General features: G+C 42.8%; 15 protein-coding genes. 3 read left to right on the top strand and 12 right to left on the bottom strand.

Annotated elements, in window-relative coordinates; translation table 11 throughout:
- Window positions 1–11: 11 nt before the first annotated feature.
- The 9 genes from NKF87_RS09345 to rho all read right to left on the bottom strand — a co-directional run bounded on the left by NKF87_RS09345 (window position 12) and on the right by rho (window position 8,399).
- Window positions 12–524, bottom strand: coding sequence for a COG2426 family protein (locus NKF87_RS09345; protein ID WP_117598326.1), 513 nt, complete (start codon window positions 522–524; stop codon window positions 12–14).
- 12 nt (window positions 525–536) lie between these two features.
- Entirely contained in the window at window positions 537–1,592 is a 1,056-nt protein-coding gene (gene hisC / locus NKF87_RS09350; RefSeq protein ID WP_253583470.1) for a histidinol-phosphate transaminase, read from the bottom strand.
- Between the two features lie 9 nt (window positions 1,593–1,601).
- Window positions 1,602–2,789, bottom strand: a complete 1,188-nt coding sequence (locus NKF87_RS09355) for a pyridoxal phosphate-dependent aminotransferase (RefSeq protein WP_253583471.1) — start codon at window positions 2,787–2,789, stop codon at window positions 1,602–1,604.
- A 38-nt stretch (window positions 2,790–2,827) separates the two neighbouring features.
- Window positions 2,828–3,736, bottom strand: coding sequence for a DUF2156 domain-containing protein (locus NKF87_RS09360; RefSeq protein ID WP_055284050.1), 909 nt, complete (start codon window positions 3,734–3,736; stop codon window positions 2,828–2,830).
- Between the two features lie 58 nt (window positions 3,737–3,794).
- Window positions 3,795–4,871: a peptide chain release factor 1 gene (gene prfA / locus NKF87_RS09365; RefSeq protein ID WP_006428954.1), complete on the bottom strand. Its 1,077-nt coding sequence runs from the start codon at window positions 4,869–4,871 to the stop codon at window positions 3,795–3,797.
- A gap of 18 nt (window positions 4,872–4,889) precedes the next feature.
- The gene (gene prmC / locus NKF87_RS09370; RefSeq protein WP_253583472.1) at window positions 4,890–5,753 is read right to left on the bottom strand and encodes a peptide chain release factor N(5)-glutamine methyltransferase; all 864 of its coding nucleotides are present in this window, start codon (window positions 5,751–5,753) and stop codon (window positions 4,890–4,892) included.
- Window positions 5,725–6,651, bottom strand: a complete 927-nt coding sequence (locus tag NKF87_RS09375) for a DUF1385 domain-containing protein (RefSeq protein ID WP_055284046.1) — start codon at window positions 6,649–6,651, stop codon at window positions 5,725–5,727. Before NKF87_RS09375 ends, prmC begins: the two co-directional genes overlap by 29 nt.
- Before the next feature lie 100 nt (window positions 6,652–6,751).
- Window positions 6,752–6,955, bottom strand: coding sequence for a 50S ribosomal protein L31 (gene rpmE / locus NKF87_RS09380; protein ID WP_022415351.1), 204 nt, complete (start codon window positions 6,953–6,955; stop codon window positions 6,752–6,754).
- Between the two features lie 103 nt (window positions 6,956–7,058).
- A complete protein-coding gene (gene rho, locus NKF87_RS09385; RefSeq protein WP_055284042.1) occupies window positions 7,059–8,399 on the bottom strand; it encodes a transcription termination factor Rho in 1,341 nt (446 codons plus the stop codon).
- A 349-nt stretch (window positions 8,400–8,748) separates the two neighbouring features.
- Between rho and NKF87_RS09390 the strand changes: the two genes are divergently transcribed.
- From NKF87_RS09390 to NKF87_RS09400, 3 genes are read left to right on the top strand one after another with little or no spacing between them, the layout of a single operon-like run.
- The gene (locus tag NKF87_RS09390; RefSeq protein ID WP_161144225.1) at window positions 8,749–9,897 is read left to right on the top strand and encodes an NAD(P)-dependent malic enzyme; all 1,149 of its coding nucleotides are present in this window, start codon (window positions 8,749–8,751) and stop codon (window positions 9,895–9,897) included.
- Between the two features lies 1 nt (window position 9,898).
- The gene (locus NKF87_RS09395) at window positions 9,899–10,822 is read left to right on the top strand and encodes a TIGR01212 family radical SAM protein (protein WP_253583473.1); all 924 of its coding nucleotides are present in this window, start codon (window positions 9,899–9,901) and stop codon (window positions 10,820–10,822) included.
- A gap of 2 nt (window positions 10,823–10,824) precedes the next feature.
- Window positions 10,825–11,337 carry a DUF4364 family protein gene (locus NKF87_RS09400; RefSeq protein ID WP_028088307.1) on the top strand — a complete coding sequence of 171 codons (513 nt, stop codon included), beginning with the start codon at window positions 10,825–10,827 and terminating at the stop codon, window positions 11,335–11,337.
- Window positions 11,338–11,962: 625 nt separating this feature from the next.
- Here NKF87_RS09400 and hemW read toward each other — a convergent pair.
- Genes hemW through holA form a run of 3 tightly spaced genes read right to left on the bottom strand, consistent with a single transcriptional unit; the run spans window position 11,963 to window position 15,905 of the window.
- The gene (hemW, locus tag NKF87_RS09405) at window positions 11,963–13,069 is read right to left on the bottom strand and encodes a radical SAM family heme chaperone HemW (RefSeq protein WP_253583475.1); all 1,107 of its coding nucleotides are present in this window, start codon (window positions 13,067–13,069) and stop codon (window positions 11,963–11,965) included.
- On the bottom strand, window positions 13,069–14,883 hold the full coding sequence (lepA, locus tag NKF87_RS09410) for a translation elongation factor 4 (RefSeq protein ID WP_055284033.1): 1,815 nt from the start codon (window positions 14,881–14,883) through the stop codon (window positions 13,069–13,071). Before lepA ends, hemW begins: the two co-directional genes overlap by 1 nt.
- Before the next feature lie 41 nt (window positions 14,884–14,924).
- Window positions 14,925–15,905 carry a DNA polymerase III subunit delta gene (gene holA, locus NKF87_RS09415; RefSeq protein ID WP_028088310.1) on the bottom strand — a complete coding sequence of 327 codons (981 nt, stop codon included), beginning with the start codon at window positions 15,903–15,905 and terminating at the stop codon, window positions 14,925–14,927.
- Window positions 15,906–15,939: the final 34 nt, after the last annotated feature.

Here is a 15,939-nt window from a genome sequence, read left to right on the forward strand (position 1 = left end):
TTTTCCTTATTTTATCCTAACAGATGTACCCCGCCAAGAAGCACATACGATATAAACCACATAATTACAGTTGCCATACAGATTCCAACGATCACTGCCGGGAACGCTTTCTTAAACTTCATTCCCAGAAGTGCTGCGATCAGAGAACCTGTCCATGCTCCTGTTCCCGGAAGCGGAATTCCTACAAAAAGTACCAACCCCCAGAACTCATATTTCTCAATCTGATCCTTCCGGCTCATGGCTCTGTTCTCCAGTTTATCCACGAGCGGCTTGAATGTCTTCGTTCCCTTCATCCAGTTAAATACCGGTGTGATCAGAAGCAGAATAAATGGAACCGGAATAATATTTCCGATAATGCACAGTGGAATCGCTGTTGACACCTTGACCCCGAGGATCGGTCCCGCAACCAGAAGTGCACCACGAAGTTCCAGGATCGGAATCATGGAAATCAGAAATACAATTACCTCTTTACTTACACTTCCGCTTAACGCATCAATAATTCCATGTATTAATGTATTGGTCATAAGAAACTCCTCTTATTTATTCATATATTTTTTCAGGAACGCAAACATTGCTTCCATCTCTTCTCTGGTTCCTACAGTGATACGCATATACTGTTCGATTCTCTCACTGCCCCAGAAGCGCACATAGATATCATTCTCTTTCAGTGCTTCAAATAATTCTTTTGCATCATAATCCGGATGCATGGCAAAGATAAAGTTCGATTTGGAATTCAGGCAGCGGAATCCAAGATTCTTTAATTCTTCTTTTGCCCATTCACGTGTCTCGATAATCTTATTCACACACGCTTCAAAATATGCCTGATCCTTTACCGCTTCCACACCGCATACCAGTGATGTCTGGTTCATAGTATAAGAGTTGAAAGAATATTTTGCATCATTCAGGTATTTGATCAGAGTCGGATTACTGATTGCATAACCGATACGCATTCCTGCCATTGATCTTGCTTTTGAAAATGTCTGTACAATGATCAGATTCTCATATTTGTCAATCAGTTCCAGCGCAGAACGTCCAGCAAAATCAACATATGCCTCATCTACAATTACGATCACATCCTGATTATGTGCGATAATATCTTCTACGTCAGCCAGATCTTCATAAAGCCCTGTCGGTGCATTCGGATTCGGGAAGATCACACCACCATTTTCCTTGTAGTAATCTTCTTTTACGATCTTGAAGTTCTCATCTAACTTCTGGCATTCATACGGAATGCGATACAGATCCGCCCATACCTTATAGAAGGAATAGGTAATATCCGGGAAAAAGATTGGTTTTTCCGAATTAAAAAATGTCAGGAAGCACATAGATAATACATCATCCGAGCCAACTCCTACAAAGACCTGATCCGGATTCACATGATAAAAATCAGCCAGGGCATTCACAAGCGGTGCTGCCGTCGGATCCGGATACAGCCGTAAACGGTCTGTATCCATCTCCTCCAGTGCTTTTGTCACGCCCGGTGCCGGTGCATATGGATTCTCATTAGTATTTAACTTGATTACTTTGCGCTGCGGTTGTTCACCCGGCACATATGGTTCTACTTTTCGAATGTTTTTTTCAAATGCTTTCATGCTGCTCTCCTAGAAATATTCTTTTGCCAGTTCTTTAAATTTCGGAAGTGAACGGATGATCGTCTCGTGAGATACACAGTATGCAAGTCTTACGTATCCAGGACACGCAAAGGAACTTCCCGGTACGATCAGAATATTATATTTCTTGGCCGCTTCGCAGAATTGCTTTTCATCCGAAACCGGTGATTTCACAAACAGATAAAATGCCCCCTGTGGTTTAATACAATCAAATCCACATTCTTTCAGACCATTATAAAGATCTTCTCTGTTACGGTCATAGAAAGAAAGGTCTGTCTTTTCATTCAGGCATTTTTCCACTACTTTCTGCTGCAGTGTCGGAGCATTAACAAATCCAAGGATACGTGTTGCCACATTTGCTGCCGCAAGCACTTCTTCACTGTCTTTCATCTCATCCGGAATCACCAGATATCCGATACGTTCTCCCGGAAGAGACAGCGATTTACTGTAAGAATATCCTACAACTGTATTATCATAATATTTTGTGAGATAAGGAACTTCTACTCCGTCATAAGCAAGTTCACGATATGGTTCATCTGAGATCAGGACAATATCCGTTCCGAATTCTTTCTGTTTTGCCTCCATGATGGCAGCAAGCTTCTTAATCGTCTCTTCAGAGTACACCACACCTGTAGGATTATTCGGATTGTTAACGATGACTGCTTTTGTCTTAGACGTGATCTTCTGCTCGAATTCATCCAGTTTCGGCTGAAAATCTACAGTATTCGGTGAAATTTCGACCAGCACACCATCGTAATTATTTGTATAAGAACGATATTCTCCAAAATATGGTGCAAATGCAATTACTTCATCTCCCGGATTGATGATCGCTTTCAGGATAACATTCAGACCTCCTGCGGCACCAACTGTCATAACAATATTCTTTCCCTCAAAGTGCGTATCAAAACGTTCATTCAGAGATTTTGCTACTGCTGCTCTTACTTCCGCATATCCGCAGTTGCTGTTGGTATATCCGTGAAGTGCAACCGGATCTGTGTCATTTACAATCTCGATAATCGCATTCTTTACAGCCTCCGGTGCCGGCACATTCGGATTACCAAGACTGAAATCAAACACATTCTCAGCTCCATAAATTCCTGCCAGACGGTTACCTTCCTCAAACATTGCACGGATAGCCGAACTGTTGGCCACCATATTTTTCATCTTATCCGCTATCATTTTATTGCTCCTTTCTCACTGCAAGTCTTTTTTGTCTTTCAAACATCTTTTTCTGTCACATCGCCCTTTTCCACCATAAAGACAGGACGGTATGAAAGTTTTGCTTTTCTGAGTCCTTCCGCTCCGGTATCATCTTCCCTGTTCACATATTTGTAGTTCATACATTCATGTTCTACAAACTGCTGGTTGATCATTGTATATGCACCCTGTACATCTGCATATGCCTTTTCAATATGCACTACATACGTATCCTCACAGATAGGTTCTCCGATCGTAAATGCTACAACTTCTCCGTCAATCCGTAAAACTCCTCCGGTCAGATGAAGTTCTTCGAACAGACGAAGGGAATTCAATGCCACACACATCTCACCCCTTTTTTCATCGTCGTCTTCACATTCATTCTCTTTCCGCCATTTTAATGCCATCTGAAAGCAGTCTTCCAGATTTTCTCTGGTCATACTTTCATATGACCAGCGTCCGTCATACAAACTTTTGAACTTATTAATATGGTTACGTTTCCCATGGAGTTTTTTCCCTGAAAGCGTCGCTAACTTTTCTGATTCATATACATAATCTGCAGAGTCTCTGTCATACTCAATCTGAAATCTTTCCGGATACCATTCATTCAGCTGTTCGAAATATTCCGGTGTCACATTGTACATCAGGAACGGTCTGCCTTTTTCTTTAGAATACTCCATCATCTCTTCCAGTGCATTTTTTACATCTTCCGGCGCTCCTGCCGGATACGCAAAAGATACGTGATTCTCATCTTCACTTTTGAATACCAGTGCATTCTGTACAATTGCCCACTTCACCGGATATTGTCTGGACCAAAGATAAACATTGGCAAATGTTCTCTCACAGCTTCTGCTGGTATGATGTTCAAAGTAATGCGCAATAATCTCCTGATCTTCTAATTCTGCACGCTTAAACTGTATTGCTTCCATCCTTTATATTTACCTTCTTTTAGTTTCAGCTATTTTCTGATAGTCATATTCCGGATTCTTACATTTCCTCATTCATATTTGCAAGCTTTGCAGCCTGATCGGCTGCGATGCAGGCATCAATGATCTCCTGGATGTCTCCATTCATGATCTTATCCAGTTTGTATAATGTAAGTCCGATACGGTGATCTGTCACACGTCCCTGTGGGAAGTTATAAGTACGGATCTTCTCGGATCTGTCTCCGGTACCGATCTGACTCTTTCTTGCCTCTGCTTCGGCATCATGACGTTTCTGGCATTCCAGATCGTACAGCTTCGCACGCAAGAGAGCAAATGCTTTGTCCTTGTTCTGCAACTGTGATTTCTCTGTCTGACTGTAGATCACGATTCCTGTAGGATAGTGAGTCAGTCGTACAGCTGAATCTGTCGTATTGACACACTGTCCACCGTTACCGGATGCACGCATTACATCGATACGGATATCTTTTTCATCAATCTGGATATCTACGTCTTCTGCCTCCGGCATAACTGCTACAGTAATAGTAGAAGTGTGGATACGTCCGCCGGATTCTGTCTCCGGTACACGCTGTACACGATGAACTCCGGATTCGTATTTCATCTTTGAGTACGCACCCTTTCCGTCGATCATAAATGTTACATTTTTCATTCCGCCGATACCAATCTCTTCACACTCTACCAGTTCGACTTTCCATCTCTGACTTTCTGCATAGTGCATATACATACGGTAGATTTCAGCTGCAAAAAGTGCCGCCTCGTCTCCGCCCGCACCGGCACGGATCTCGACGATAACATTCTTTTCATCGTTCGGATCTTTCGGAAGAAGAAGGATTTTCAATTCCTGTTCCAGTTCCTCCACACGCTTTTTGTTATCATTCAATTCTTCTTTTGCAAGTTCACGCATCTCTTCATCAGACTCTTCCTCTAACATCTCGAGGCTGTCCTCGATTGCCTGTTTGCATTCTTTGTATTCATTATACGCCTCTACAATCGGAGTCAGGTCGTTCTGCTCTTTCATAAGTTTGCGGAAGCGGTTCTGGTCATTTGCCACATCCGGTTCCTGAAGTTCATTTAATATCTCATCCAGACGGATGCGCAGATCTTCTAATTTATCAAACATGGTATTTCCTCCTTAACATTACTCTTTATTGTACCTTCCCATAACAACGCGGTCAAGTCCCGCCAAATCCTTTTTTACCTGGATTTCTTCATATCCCTGTTCTTCCAGGAGAACCGATACATCCTTTCCCTGATCAAAACCGGTCTCAAACAGAAGATATCCACCTTTTTTTATATGTTTTACACTTTCTTTCACAATCAGACGGTAAAAGTATAATCCGTCCTTTTTCCCATCCAGTGCAATCCATGGATCATGAAGCTTTACTTCATCTTCCAGACTGCTGATTTCCTCCGTTCTGATATACGGTGGATTTGATACGATCATGTCATATGTTTCTGCGATGTTCTCGAACAGATCTCCCTGTATAAAAACCGCTCCGGTCTGAAGTCTGCTGTCATTTTCCTTCGCAACTTTCAATGCTTCCTCTGATATATCACATCCGGTTCCGGACACGCAGATTCCTTTCCTTTCCGCAAATTTCAGAATGCTCTCCAGAATACAGCCTGATCCTGTACACATATCCAGGATCTGCATCCCCGGCCGGATCTTCTTCAGCGCCTCTTCTACCAGTGTCTCTGTATCTTGTCTCGGAATCAGCACATGCTCATTCACCTTGAAATCCAGCCCCATAAATTCCTGTTCACCGGTAATATGCTGAAGCGGGATTCTCTGTGCTCTTGTCTCAATATCTTTCCGATAGTGCTCTGCTTTATCCTTCTCTACCTCTTTATCCGGATCAGCAAGAAACATGGCTCTGCTGATCTTTGTCTCGTATTCCAACAGGTACCATGCATCTAACTTTGCATCCGCTATCCCAGCTTTTTCCAGACAGATGGTTCCGTCCCTGTATAGATTACGAAGTGTGAAAATTGTCCCGTTCATAAGCCCTCCAGTCAAATACTGCTTCTACTGCCTGTATCGCAACTTCTATCATCCCGTCATCCGGTTCACTGGTCGTCATCTTCTGGATTGCCATTCCAGGTTTACTCAGCAGATTAACAACTGGATTGTCACTGTTTCCCGCAAGCTTCAACACCTCATAGGAAACACCTGCGATCACCGGAAGCAGCACGATACGCACAACCACTCTCATAAGCGGTGACTCTACCCGGATCAGGAGCAGCAGAATAATACTGATCGCAAGCACGAAAAACAGGAAGCTTGTACCACAGCGTTTGTGCTGCCGGGAACTGTTCCTTACGTTTTCCACCGTGAGCGGAAGTCCGTGTTCAATGCAATTGATACACTTGTGCTCCGCACCGTGATACATAAATGTTCTCTGGATATCTTCCATCCTCGAGATCAGTAAAATATAGATAATAAAGATTCCGATTCTTACAAAGCCTTCGATCACTGTCCGCAAATGATAAGACGGAACAACCGGTTTCATCAATGATGACAGGAAATATGGCAGGACCATAAAGATCGCCACTGCAGCCACAATAGAAAATGCAACCGTCCCCGCCATCAAAAGACTTTCCTGTTTTTCTTTTTTCTTTTGTTCAGCTTCGGAAAAATTTTTCTCTTCCTCTTCTTCATAGAATGATGCTGAAAATGTCAGTGTCTTAATTCCCAGTACCATAGAATCAATAAAATTGAACACTCCTCTGACAAACGGAATTGTCGTCAGTTTCTTATATCTGCCGGTAACACTGTGAAATTCCTCTGTCTGGACAAAGATCTCCCCGTCCGGCTTCCTGACAGCTACGGCATAACGGTCCCGATTCTTCATCATGATACCTTCCAGCACCGCCTGTCCGCCAATATTCGATGATTTCATATACTCTCCTTCATATATTCTGTATCATTACAAGTTCTATATAATTAATTATAAGAAAAAAGGGCTGAGATTCAAAAACCTCAACCCAATACCTGTAATCTTATTTGTCCATTCCGTATTTCTTATTGAATTTATCAACACGGCCACGAGCCTGAGTTGCTTTCTGCTGTCCTGTGTAGAATGGATGACATTTAGAACAGATTTCTACATGGATTTCTTCGCTTGTAGATCCTGTCACGAATGTATTACCACAGTTACAAGTTACAGTTGCCTGATAATAATTTGGATGTATTCCTTCTTTCATGATTTTCACCTCTTCTTTATTTTCTTGACACGCACATAAATGTGCCGTAAATTTCTTTTCATTTACACAGCTTGTTTATTGTAGCACAAGAATCAATATTTGTCTAGATAAATTTTGTCTTTTTTACCATTTGTATTAATTCTTCATTATTCTTTGTTCTTGAGAACATATTCAGAATGTTATCTACTGCCTCTTCCTGACGCAGTCCATTCAGACCTTTCCTCATACTTTCTACAGCTTCCTGTTCTTCTTTTGAAAGCAGCAGGTCTTCTCTTCTTGTTCCTGATTTCAGAATATCGATTGCCGGGAACATTCTTTTTTCCGAAAGCTTGCGGTCCAGTACCAGTTCCATATTACCGGTACCCTTGAACTCTTCGTATACCACATCGTCCATCTTACTTCCGGTATCTACCAGTGCTGTTGCAAGAATTGTAAGGCTTCCGCCTTCTCTCATATTTCTTGCCGCACCAAAGAATCGCTTCGGCATATGAAGTGCAGCCGGATCGAGACCACCGGACAAGGTTCTTCCTGATGGTGGAACAGTCAGATTGTATGCTCTTGCAAGTCTTGTAATACTGTCGATTAGGATCATCACGTCTTTCTTGTGTTCTACCAGACGTTTTGCACGCTCGATCACCATCTCAGATACACGCTTGTGATGTTCCGGAAGTTCGTCAAATGTTGAATAAATAACTTCTACATTTTCCCCTTCAATAGACTCGCGGATATCTGTTACTTCTTCCGGACGTTCATCGATCAGCAGAATCAGGAGATGTACTTCTGGATTATTCTTCTGCACGGATAAAGCCACCTGCTTTAACAAAGTTGTCTTACCGGCCTTCGGAGGCGATACGATCATCCCTCTCTGTCCTTTTCCGATTGGAGACATCAGATCCATAATACGCATGGCCGTACTTGTCTTCCCGCACTCCAGGCTCAGTCTTTCATTCGGAAAGACCGGCGTCATATCTTCAAAATTCTTTCTGTGCATGATCTTCATCGGATCAATGTTATTTACCTTTGACAGATATAAAAGTGCACTGAACTTTTCCTGCTGCGTCTTGATTCTGGTATTTCCTTCCAGAATATCTCCTGTTTTAAGATTAAATCTACGGATCTGCGATGGGGATACATAGACATCATTATCTCCCGGCAGATAGTTCGCACTACGGATAAATCCATATCCATCCTGCATAACTTCAAGAATCCCCCGCACTGTAATACCACTGTCCAGCTTGTCTATGTCATGAACTTCTTTATCTCCGGTATTGGCAGATAATTCTTTTACTGTTTCTTTTGCGTTATTCTTTACTTTCTCGTCTTCCTCCAGCATGCGCTCGATCAGTTCAGCTTTTTTCATGGTGGAAATTCCTTTTAATCCTCTTGCCTTTGCCAGGTCTTTTAATGTCGCCAACGGAAGAGATTCATACTTTTCTTTCATCATATAGCCCTTTCACCTCAAAATATATCTTCATTCTCTATCTGGTTTCCCGTTCATAACTTCATCATTCATTGATTCAGCATTTCTTAATTTGCAGGTTATCTGGAAAATTACGTCAGAAATGACGATATTAGTTGAAACATGACATTATTATACTATATATCTCTACATTTTTAAAGGACTTTTTTGTAATCCACTGCACAGTAATCCACTGCACATCCCGGCACATCTTTTCACAAACAGCACCCTCTCACAATAAATTGTTTCACTTTTCATGCTTTCTGCGTATATTGACTTGCTCTTCTATGAATGATATGATTAAAAAAACTCATAAAAAGGTGGTATCCATAAAATGACAAATAGCGAAAAAGCTTTAAAAATGCACGAAGAATGGCACGGAAAGATTGAAACCTGTGCAAAATCCCACGTAAACTCAAGAGAAGATCTGGCAATTGCTTACACTCCTGGTGTTGCGGAACCTTGTAAGGTGATCGCCAGGGATCCGGAGGCTGCCTATACTTATACAATGAAATCCAACACTGTAGCTGTTGTTTCCGACGGAAGTGCCGTACTCGGACTTGGTAACATCGGTGCTCTTGCTGCAATGCCGGTTATGGAAGGAAAAGCAGTACTTTTCAAAGAATTCGGCGGTGTCAACGCTGTACCGATCTGTCTTGATACACAAGATACGGAAGAAATCATCAAATCCGTTGTAAATATCGCTCCTGCTTTCGGTGGTATTAATCTGGAAGACATCAGTGCACCCAGATGTTTTGAAATTGAAGAACGCTTGAAAGAACTCCTTGACATTCCGGTATTTCATGATGACCAGCACGGAACAGCTATCGTTGTCCTTGCAGGTATCATTAATGCCATGAAAGTAACTGGAAAAGACAAAGAATCTGCCAAAGTTGTTGTAAACGGTGCCGGTTCTGCCGGAGTTGCTATCACAAAGCTTCTTCTCACCTATGGTTTCAAAGACGTGACAATGTGTGACATCAGCGGAATCCTCGGAAAAGGATCTCAAAACCTCAACTGGATGCAGCAAAAGATGGTCGAAGTAACCAATCCGGAGCAGAAAACAGGTACCCTTGCCGATGCTTTAAAAGGTGCTGACATCTTTGTCGGTGTATCTGCTCCGAATATTGTCACCCAGGACATGGTTGCTTCTATGAACAAAGATGCCATCCTCTTTGCTATGGCAAACCCTGTACCAGAAATCATGCCGGATATTGCCAAAGCAGCCGGAGCAAAGGTTGTGGGAACCGGACGTTCCGATTTCCCGAACCAAGTAAATAACGTAGTTGCTTTCCCTGGAATCTTCAAAGGTGCTCTGGAAGGACGTGCAACTGCAATCACGGAAGAAATGAAACTTGCCACTGCAAAGGCTATCGCAGGTCTGGTTCCAGATGAAGAATTAAATGAAAATAATATTCTTCCGGAAGCTTTTGATCCACGTGTTGCCGACGTTGTAAGTCGTGCTGTAAAGGAACTGATCTGATATGACTGTACGCTGGGGAGAAAAAAGATATTATTCTCTCGATTATTATCTGAAAACTACTTATGGTGAAAAGCTCTATAAGATTTCTCTCGATGGCGGTATGACCTGTCCAAACCGGGATGGAACACTTGGAACCCGCGGCTGCATTTTCTGCAGTCGCGGAGGTTCCGGTGATTTTGCCGAAAGCCATACCCTGTCTGTCACAGAGCAGATTGAATCCGGTAAAAAACAATCTGCGAAAAAATATACCGGATCATCCTACATCGCTTATTTCCAGGCATACACCAATACTTATGCTTCTCTTGCATATCTGGAAAAGTTATATATGGAAGCCATCCTGCATCCTGATATCCGGATTCTGTCCATCGCAACCAGACCGGATTGCCTGAGCACAGAAATCTTAGATCTTCTGGAACGTCTGAATCAGATCAAACCTGTGTGGGTCGAGCTGGGACTTCAGACTATTCACGAAAGAACTGCCCGTTATATCCGAAGAGGCTATGATCTTCCGGTATTCGAGACCGCTGTATCTGAACTTCGCAGACGGGGAATAGATGTCATCGTCCACACGATCCTCTGCCTTCCCGGCGAGACAAAGCCTGACATGCTTCAGACCATACAGTATCTGAACAGACAGGATATCCAGGGAATCAAGCTGCAGCTTTTGCACATATTAAAAGACACCGATCTGGCAGAAATCTATGCGTCCGATCCATTTCCGGTTCCAGATCCGCAGGAATATTACAAACTTCTCGGAGCATGCATCAGCCACCTCAGACCTGATATTGTTATCCACAGGCTGACCGGAGACGGACCAAAGGAGCTTCTGACCGCTCCTTTATGGACCTGTAATAAAAGACAGGTACTGAATCAGTTACAGTCGTACTTTAAAACACATGACATCTGGCAGGGAAAGGAGTATTAACCATGGCCAAATCATTTACGCTATATAAATTAATCATTTTGTATATGTTGAATCAAGTTGATTTTCCTCTCACCAATTCCCAGATATCTGAATTCATTCTGGATAAAGGATATACAACCTACTTCAAATTACAGCAGGCTTTATCCGAACTTCTGGAATCGGGATTTATCCGAGAAGAGTCTACACATCACCGTACATTTTACCATCTTACGGAGGATGGTGCCGAGACAATCCACTATTTCACCAACGATATCTCACCTGCGATCCAGCATGATATTGATGAATTTTTAAAAGAAAAGCATTATGAATTAAAAAACGAAATGTCTGTGAAAGCAGATTATTTTGAAAATTCCAACATGGAATATTCTGTGCGCTGTCAGGTCATTGAACAGGGACTTCCCCTCATCGACCTTACCGTAACAGCCCCGACAGAATCCGAAGCCGCAACCATTGCAAACAACTGGCAGAAACGTAACCAGGAGATTTATGCGTCGGTGATGGCGAAGCTCTTATAAATATTATCGGGATTTAATTTATTAACTGGGGAAGCGGCCTCTCAGTCCTTGAAGGAAACAATAGATAAGGCTTCTTGTTCAGGTTCCATACCATAAGAAACACTAAGAGAGTCAGAACCACCTAAAAGCAAAGGAACTACGCTCAAACTCGGCGTTCGCCTCAAACACGTTCGCTTCGTTCCTTTAACGGTGATTCCGACTCTCTAACTGTTTCTAACGGCATTCCACATTCACAATAATCCTTATCTATTGCTTCCTTCAAGTCGTGACTGACAGCGAATGTTAATAAATAAAATGCTCGGAAGTGTAACCCGGTGAAGGCCACTACGGTTACGCACTTGCCATTTCATTCTTAAGGCATTCGACACCCACGGAATAAAAAGTAGGAAGCCGTTCCAGTGAATGTGAAGAAGGTGTTGGAAATAGTTAAGCGTCAAAATTGTGCGTTGGGTTTTCGAAATTTGCCTGTTTGAGCCGAATGGCGAGTTGCAAATTTCGGAAGCCCGTTTTTAGCATAATTTTGACGCTTTAGTATTTCCCACCGACGGAACCTGAACAGGAACGGCTTCCTACTTTTTATGCAGGTCCGGGTAGTCATGCCTTCTAAATTAAATCCCAATTAAATTTAAAATAGAAACTCACTCATGACATAATTACTCACATCTATCCCTTTTTCCGTAAGGCAAATGTTGTCTCCCGTATCTTCCAGCAACTGTTTCTGATACATATGGATCAATACTTTTCCATATACATTTTCAACACTTCTGCCAAATGTCCGGCGGAAGTCTGCTTTGGATATTCCTTTTATCCGTCTAAGTCCCAGGAACATATATTCTTCCATCTGGTTTTGCGGAGTAAGAACTTCAATTTCACCACCTTCTACGAAGCGCTGGTTGTTGATCAGGGACGCTGCTCCGGTTCCGATCCCTAGATATTCCGTACGGTTCCAGTAGCCGAGATTATGCCGGCATTCGTATCCTTCTTTTGCATAATTTGATATCTCATATCTGTGATACCCATAATTCTGCAGGATATTTTTAGTAAACTGATACATCAGTCTTTCTGTATCTTCATCCGGAAGTTCCCTTCTCCTTCTGGCCTCCGCACGTTCGCCTTCCCCGTATTTTTCATAAAATGGTGTTCCCTCTTCGATAATCAGACTGTATGCCGAGATATGTTCCGGCGCAAGTTCTGCAACTCTTTTGATCGTATCTTCCCATCCTCCCAGTGTCTGAAACGGGATTCCGGACATCAAGTCTACATTAATATTCTGAAATCCTGCTTCTCTTGCCAGGAAATATGTATCCAGGAAATCCTGATATGTATGAATCCTTCCAAGCATCTTCAATTCCTGATCATCCGTTGACTGTAACCCAATACTCAGACGATTGATTCCGATATTATGATAAGCCATCAACTTTAACTTGTCTACCGTTCCCGGATTCACTTCTACTGTGATCTCCGCATCCGAGTCAACCGGGAACGTGGAACGGATCGCATCGAAGATACTCCTCATCTGCTGTGCCTCAAGGATGGACGGCGTACCTCCTCCGATAAATATACTGCTCACATGGTACAGTCCTCCAAGATCATAATACGAACGTATCTTCTGACACAATCCCATGACATACTCCTGTCTCGCCTCAGGTGTTGCCGGCGCAGACAGAAAGTCACAGTATCTGCATTTTTTTACACAAAATGGTATGTGGATATATAATTCTAATGGTCTCATTATTTATCGTCCAGCTTCAATACACTCATAAATGCTTTCTGAGGAATCTCTACGCTGCCCACCTGCCGCATACGTTTTTTCCCTTCTTTCTGTTTTTCCAGAAGCTTTCTCTTACGGCTGATATCTCCTCCGTAACATTTTGCAAGCACGTCTTTGCGCATCGCGCGGACCGTCTCACGTGCAATGATCTTGCTGCCGATTGCCGCCTGGATCGGAATCTCAAACAACTGTCTCGGAATCTCTTCTTTTAGCTTCTCGCACATTTTTCTTCCGCGTTCATAAGCCGTATCTGCATGAATGATAAATGACAGTGCATCGACTTCTTCCTTGTTGATCAGTATATCCAGTTTTACCAGTTCAGACTTCACATATCCCGCCATCTCATAATCAAACGACGCATAACCTCTGGATCTTGATTTCAACGCATCAAAGAAATCATAGATAATCTCATTAAGCGGAAGCTGATAATGCAATACTGCACGAGTCTCCTCGATGTATTCCATCCCCTCATACACACCACGACGTTCCTGACACAGATCCATGATCGCACCAATAAACTCTGATGTCACCATGATCTCTGCCTTGACCATCGGTTCTTCCATATATTCAATCTCAGAAGGATCCGGAAGATTCGATGGGTTCGTAAGCTCTATTACATCTCCATTTGTCTTGTGTACTTTGTAGATAACCCCTGGGGCAGTCGTTACCAGATCCAGATTATACTCTCTTTCCAAACGTTCCTGAATGATTTCCAAATGCAGAAGTCCAAGGAATCCACAACGGAATCCAAATCCCAGCGCAATTGACGTCTCAGGTTCAAACTGAAGTGACGCATCATTTAACTGCAATTTCTCCAATGCATCCCTCAGATCCGGGTATTTTGCCCCGTCTGCCGGATATAATCCACAATATACCATCGGATTGACTTTTTTATAACCCGGAAGTGGTTCTGCACATGGTCTTCCTGCATCGGTCACCGTATCACCCACACGGGTATCTTTGACATTCTTAAGGCTGGCCGTGATATATCCAACCATTCCGGCACTCAGTTCCTCACACGGAATAAACTGTCCGGCTCCAAAATAACCGACTTCCACAACTTCTGCCTTCGCTCCTGTTGCCATCATAAGGATCGGTGTTCCCTTTTTCACGGTTCCCTCTTTGATCCTGCAAAATACAATAACTCCTTTATACGCATCATACAGGGAATCAAAGATCAAAGCCTGAAGCGGTGCTTTGGGATCTCCTGTCGGTGCAGGCACTTTCGCCACTATCTCTTCCAGCACCTGATCTACATTCAGTCCGGTCTTTGCTGAAATCTGAGGTGCATCCTCTGCTTCAATTCCGATCACATCCTCAATCTCTTCGATCACACGCTGCGGATCTGCACTTGGAAGATCTATCTTATTCAGTACCGGAACCACATCCAGGTCATGATCCAGTGCGAGATATACATTGGCAAGCGTCTGTGCTTCCACTCCCTGTGCAGCATCTACCACCAGAATTGCCCCGTCACACGCTGCCAGACTTCTGGATACTTCATAATTAAAGTCGACATGTCCCGGTGTATCAATCAGGTTGAAAATATATTCTTCCCCATCTTTTGCTTTGTATACCGTTCTGACTGTCTGGGCTTTAATCGTAATTCCACGTTCTCTTTCCAGTTCCATATTGTCCAACACCTGCGACTGCATCTCACGGCTGGTGAGAAGACCGGTCATCTCAATGATACGGTCCGCCAGCGTCGATTTACCATGGTCGATGTGTGCTATAATACAAAAATTTCGAATTTTACTTTGATCTATTCCTGACACTAATATCTTCTCCTTATTACACGTTTATCTTATCAATTCTATCATGCAGCACTGTATTTTACAATGAAAAGTTCCACGCTCATCACATCATTTAAGCGGCCGGTCTTGACCAGTTCTTCCGTATCTACTGCATCTTCCAAAATACTTCTCAGTTCTTTCTTTTCGAATGTCCGGCATTGCTGCATATATTTTCCTGCAACAAACGGATGCAGTCCGACTGTCTTTGCAATCGCAGCCTTGTCATAGCGCTTTCCTGCCAGATCTTTGACTTCCAGAAGTAATTTAAACTGCCTTGTCAACAAATATAATATGCGCATTGGCGGCTCCTTTAATGCCAGCAGATCATAATAATAATCCAGTGCTTTCTTCTGATTCCGTACCGCCACTGCTTCTACCATCTCAAAGATTTTATTTGTAATCTGTGTCGTACAGATTGCTTCGATATCCCGGACTTCAATCTCTTCCTTTCCCATACAGTAACAGAACAGCTTTTCCAGTTCTTTTTCCAGATTTTCCATATCTGTCCCTGTGGTAGACAACAGATACCTGGCCGTCTGTTCTTTGATCTTATATCCTTCTTTTTTTACATTCCCTGCAACCCAGTATAAAAGTGTCTTCTCATCCTGACGTGCCATCTCTACCACGCGTCCTTTACTCTTGACAGCCTTATACATCTTTCCACGCTTGTCTGCTTCATTTTCCACAAATAAAAAGCAGGCGGTATCCGGCATTGTTTTGATATAATCTGCAAGCTCCGGTGACGCATTTTTGAAGAATCCGGAATTTTCGATTACGATCAGACGTCTGTCGGCAAAAAACGGCATTGTCTCTGCAAGATCGATAAGTTCTCCCGGATTGATTCCTTTTCCTTCATAATATGCATAATTCACCGTATCCCCGTCCGGAAATATTGCTTTCGTGATCCGGTCTCTGTATTGCTTTTTCAGGTAAGCTTCTTCTCCGTACAGGAGATATACCGGCTTAAAATTTCCTGTTTTTATGTCTTCATTTAAAGTTTTCATCGGTTCTCTCCCATCTTCTTTCACCTCTTAAAAG

Source organism: Dorea longicatena (genome assembly GCF_024168045.1).
In the GTDB taxonomy this organism is placed as follows: Bacteria; Bacillota; Clostridia; order Lachnospirales; family Lachnospiraceae; genus Dorea_A.

Excerpts from the sequence above, each read along its gene's own strand:
- NKF87_RS09345 (WP_117598326.1), bottom strand. The coding sequence starts at position 524 with ATGACCAATACATTAATACATGGAATTATTGATGCGTTAAGCGGAAGT.
- hisC (WP_253583470.1), bottom strand. The coding sequence starts at position 1,592 with ATGAAAGCATTTGAAAAAAACATTCGAAAAGTAGAACCATATGTGCCG.
- NKF87_RS09355 (WP_253583471.1), bottom strand. The coding sequence starts at position 2,789 with ATGATAGCGGATAAGATGAAAAATATGGTGGCCAACAGTTCGGCTATC.
- NKF87_RS09360 (WP_055284050.1), bottom strand. The coding sequence starts at position 3,736 with ATGGAAGCAATACAGTTTAAGCGTGCAGAATTAGAAGATCAGGAGATT.
- prfA (WP_006428954.1), bottom strand. The coding sequence starts at position 4,871 with ATGTTTGATAAATTAGAAGATCTGCGCATCCGTCTGGATGAGATATTA.
- prmC (WP_253583472.1), bottom strand. The coding sequence starts at position 5,753 with ATGAACGGGACAATTTTCACACTTCGTAATCTATACAGGGACGGAACC.
- NKF87_RS09375 (WP_055284046.1), bottom strand. The coding sequence starts at position 6,651 with ATGAAATCATCGAATATTGGCGGACAGGCGGTGCTGGAAGGTATCATG.
- rpmE (WP_022415351.1), bottom strand. The coding sequence starts at position 6,955 with ATGAAAGAAGGAATACATCCAAATTATTATCAGGCAACTGTAACTTGT.
- rho (WP_055284042.1), bottom strand. The coding sequence starts at position 8,399 with ATGATGAAAGAAAAGTATGAATCTCTTCCGTTGGCGACATTAAAAGAC.
- NKF87_RS09390 (WP_161144225.1), top strand. The coding sequence starts at position 8,749 with ATGACAAATAGCGAAAAAGCTTTAAAAATGCACGAAGAATGGCACGGA.
- NKF87_RS09395 (WP_253583473.1), top strand. The coding sequence starts at position 9,899 with ATGACTGTACGCTGGGGAGAAAAAAGATATTATTCTCTCGATTATTAT.
- NKF87_RS09400 (WP_028088307.1), top strand. The coding sequence starts at position 10,825 with ATGGCCAAATCATTTACGCTATATAAATTAATCATTTTGTATATGTTG.
- hemW (WP_253583475.1), bottom strand. The coding sequence starts at position 13,069 with ATGAGACCATTAGAATTATATATCCACATACCATTTTGTGTAAAAAAA.
- holA (WP_028088310.1), bottom strand. The coding sequence starts at position 15,905 with ATGAAAACTTTAAATGAAGACATAAAAACAGGAAATTTTAAGCCGGTA.